At 74.5% G+C, this 3,677-nt stretch carries 4 protein-coding genes; all 4 read right to left on the bottom strand.

Annotated features, from left to right (window positions below; genetic code table 11):
* The coding region (locus D471_RS41925) for a precorrin-6A/cobalt-precorrin-6A reductase (protein WP_161630106.1) at nucleotides 1-106 on the bottom strand (106 nt) is incomplete at its 3' end.
* Nucleotides 103-1,608, bottom strand: coding sequence for a cobyric acid synthase (locus tag D471_RS0119365; protein ID WP_017600137.1), 1,506 nt, complete (start codon nucleotides 1,606-1,608; stop codon nucleotides 103-105). The genes D471_RS41925 and D471_RS0119365, both read right to left, overlap by 4 nt.
* Nucleotides 1,605-2,330 (bottom strand): precorrin-6A synthase (deacetylating), encoded by a 726-nt coding sequence (gene cobF / locus D471_RS0119360; RefSeq protein WP_017600136.1) that lies wholly within the window; start codon nucleotides 2,328-2,330, stop codon nucleotides 1,605-1,607. Before cobF ends, D471_RS0119365 begins: the two co-directional genes overlap by 4 nt.
* A partial coding sequence (locus tag D471_RS0119355) for a cobaltochelatase subunit CobN (protein WP_017600135.1) occupies nucleotides 2,327-3,677 on the bottom strand: 1,351 nt, incomplete at its 5' end. The genes D471_RS0119355 and cobF, both read right to left, overlap by 4 nt.

The following is a 3,677-nucleotide window of genomic DNA, read 5'->3' as shown; positions in this document are numbered from 1 at the left end:
GGGCCACCCGCCCCGCGAGCGAGGTGGTCACGTCCACCCCCGCCTCGACCAGGAGGGCGGCCAGTTCGCGGGCCTCGGACGTACCGCCGAGGAGCAGCAGTCTCACTGAGTTCCCCCCGGGGCCAGGACGGGCAGGTCCGCCGGGGCGCCCTCGCGGGTGAGGGCGAGCAGCGCGTCGACGTCCAGGTGGCGCTCCACGAGATCGCCGAGCAGGTCCAGGCGCCGCTCCCGGGCGTCGGCGAACCGCGTGCCGGACGGCTCGTGGCCGAGCGTCTCGGCGAGGAAGGCGGAGCGGAACGCGTCGCCCTCCAGGCTGCCGTGCCACATGGTGCCGAAGACGTTCCCCGACCGGGCGCCGCCCAGGAACTCCTCGGCGCCGTCGCCGACCGTGATCCGGCCGTGGTGGATCTCGTAGCCGTGCGCGGGCGCGCCGAGCGCCGTCCCGGAGGGCAGGCGCAGCGTCTTGTCCACGGTGAAGTCGGTCCGCACGTCGAGCAGAGCGAGGCCGTCCGCGCGCGCACCGGGCTCGGCCTCGACACCGTCCGGGTCGGTGATCGTCCGGCCGAGCATCTGGAACCCGCCGCAGACGCCGAGCAGCGGCCGACCCCGGCGGACGTGCTCGGTGACCGCCCGGTCGAGTCCGCGCGAACGCAGCCAGGCCAGGTCGGCGAGGGTGGACCGGGTCCCGGGCAGGACGACCAGGTCCGCGTCGGCCAGATCGCTCGGCCCGGAGGCGAAGACGACGTCCAGGCCGGGCTCCAGGCCGAGGGCGTCCACGTCGGTGAAGTTGCTGATCCGTGGCAGGCGCACCACCGCCACGCGCCGGACGGTGTCCCCGCTCGCCCGGCGGCCCTCCAGGTCGAGCGCGTCCTCCGAGTCGAGCCACAGGCCCGGGTCCCAGGGCAGGGTGCCGTACACGCGGCGGCCGGTGAGCCGTTCCAGGTCGGCCAGACCGGGCCGGAGCAGCCCGGGGTCCCCGCGGAACTTGTTGACCACGAATCCCGCGACCAGTGCCTGGTCGGCGGCCTCCAGCAGACCCACCGTGCCGTACAGCGCGGCGAAGACTCCGCCCCGGTCGATGTCGCCGACGACCACCGCGGGCAGGCCCGCGTGCCGGGCCAGGCCCATGTTCACGTAGTCGCCCGACCGCAGGTTGATCTCGGCCGGGCTGCCCGCGCCCTCGGCGACGACGACGTCGTGGCGGGCCGCCAGGTCGTCGAAGGCGGTGTGCGCGGCCTTGGCCAGGTGGCGGCGGCCGGACTCCCAGTCGGCCGAGGACACGTCCCCCGCCGGGTGCCCGAGCAGGACGACGTGGCTGCGCCGGTCGGTGCCCGGTTTGAGGAGCACCGGGTTCATCGCGGGCTCCGGCGTGGCCCGGGCGGCCAGCGCCTGCACCCACTGGGCTCGGCCGATCTCCGCCGGTCGGCCGTCGGGTCCGTGGCAGACCATGGAGTTGTTGGACATGTTCTGCGCCTTGTACGGCGCGACGCGCGCGCCCCGGCGCGCGAAGGCCCGGCACAGGCCGGTGGTGACGACGCTCTTGCCCGCGTCAGAGGTGGTCCCGGCGACCAACAGGCCCCGGCCTCGATCCTGCCCCTCCCCGCTCATGGCGTCCTCCTCAGCAGCGCGGTGTCCATCACCCAGCCCGCCCGGTCCCGGGCGCGGGCGCGGGCCGCGTCGATCGCGGGCAGCACGTCGCCGACCCGTCCGGCGACCAGCTCCTCGGTGTCGGTGCCCAGGTTGGCGCCCCACCAGACCGACCACTCCTCCAGCCCGTCGAAGGCGGGCCGTCCGCCGAGCATGACGACGATGTTGTCCTGTCCGGCGTCGACCGCCTCGGACAGCCGCCGCGCCGGGGTGAGGTGGACCGGGCGGCCCACTCCGTGCAGCACGATCCGGTGCCGCGCGGCGAGGAGCTGGGGAGCGCTGATCCCGGGAAGCACGTCGTACTCCACGGGAACGGCCCCCCGCTCGACGATCCGCTCCACGATCCGCACGGTGGAGTCGTACAGGGACGGATCCCCCCAGACCAGGAACGCCGCCGTGCCGCCGCGTTCGCCGAGCACCCGCTCGTAGGCGGCGACCCGGGCCTCGTGCCAGGCGGCGACCGCGGCCCGGTAGTCCGCCGGGTCGTCGCGGTCGCGTTCCGGGTCGGGCACGACGACCAGGGGGACGCCGTGGGCGTCGCAGACGGCCCGGCGCAGGGCGAGCAGACCGTCGTCGTCGCGTTTGCGGGCGGCCACCGCGTAGTCGCAGCCGCGCAGCGCGTCGGCGACCTCCGGGGTGAGGTGCCGCGGCCCCATGCCGATACCGAGGATCCGCACCCTCATTCCGAACGGTCCTCCAGGTCCCCCTCGACCTCCAGGTAGACCTCCGTCAGGGCTTCGAGCGTCGCCGGGTCCGGTTCGGCCCACAGCCCGCGCCGGGCGGCCTCGTGCAGCCGCTCGACGATGCCGTGCAGCGCCCACGGGTTCGACTCGCGCAGGAACTCCTGGGTGTCTGCGTCAAGGACGTACTCGGCCGCGAGCTTCTCGTACATCCAGTCGTGAACGACGCCGGCCGTGGCGTCGAAGCCGAAGAGGTAGTCGACGGTGGCGGCCAGTTCGAAGGCTCCCTTGTAGCCGTGCCGCCGCATGGCGGAGATCCAGCGCGGGTTGACCACGCGGGCGCGGAACACGCGGGCGGTCTCGTCGGCGAGGGGGCGGGTGCGCACCGCGTCGGGCGTGGTGGAGTCGCCCACGTAGGCCTTGGGGTCGGCGCCGGTGAGGGCGCGGACGGTGGCGATCATGCCGCCGTGGTACTGGAAGTAGTCGTCGGAGTCGGCGATGTCGTGCTCGGCGCTGTCGATGTTCTTCGCCGCGACCTTGATCCGGCGGTAGTTGGCGCGCATGTCGTCGGCGGCCGGGACCCCGTCGAGGTCGCGCCCGTAGGCGTACCCTCCCCAGGCGGTGTAGACCTCGGCCAGGTCGCGGTCGTCGCGCCAGTTGCCGGACTCCACGAGCTGGAGGATTCCGGCACCGTACGACCCGGGCGCGGACCCGAAGATCCGGGTGGTCGCGCGGCGCTGGTCACCGTGCTCGGCCAGGTCGGCGCGGGTGTGGGCGCGGACGAAGTTGCGCTCCTCCGGCTCGTCGAGGTCGGCGACCAGCTTCACCGCGTCGTCCAGCATGGCGACCACGTGCGGGAAGGCGTCGCGGAAGAAGCCGGAGATCCGCACGGTGACGTCGACGCGCGGACGGCCCAGCTCCTCCAGCGGCACCACGTCGAGCCGGGAGACCCGGCGGGAGGCCTCGTCCCACTCCGGGCGCACGCCCAGGAGCGCAAGCACCTCGGCCACGTCGTCGCCGGAGGTGCGCATCGCCGAGGTGCCCCACACCGACAGTCCCACCGACTCCGGGTAGGCGCCGGTCTCGTCCAGGTGGCGGCGCAGCAGGGAGTCGGCCATGGCCTGCCCGGTCTGCCAGGCGAGCCGGGAGGGGACGGCGCGGGGGTCGACGGTGTAGAAGTTGCGGCCGGTCGGCAGCACGTTGACCAGGCCGCGCAGCGGGGAGCCGGACGGGCCCGCCGGGACGAAGCCGCCGGTCAGGGCGTGAAGGACGTGGTCGAGTTCGTCGGTGGTGCGGGCGAGGCGGGGCACCACCTGCGTGGCGGCGAACTCCAGGACGCGGCGCACCTCG

Origin of the sequence: Nocardiopsis lucentensis DSM 44048, from assembly GCF_000341125.1 — a bacterium.
In the GTDB taxonomy this organism is placed as follows: domain Bacteria; phylum Actinomycetota; class Actinomycetes; order Streptosporangiales; family Streptosporangiaceae; genus Nocardiopsis; species Nocardiopsis lucentensis.
This window is presented reverse-complemented; position numbering and strand designations above follow the sequence as displayed.

Excerpts from the sequence above, each read along its gene's own strand:
- D471_RS0119365 (WP_017600137.1), bottom strand. The coding sequence starts at position 1,608 with ATGAGCGGGGAGGGGCAGGATCGAGGCCGGGGCCTGTTGGTCGCCGGG.
- cobF (WP_017600136.1), bottom strand. The coding sequence starts at position 2,330 with ATGAGGGTGCGGATCCTCGGTATCGGCATGGGGCCGCGGCACCTCACC.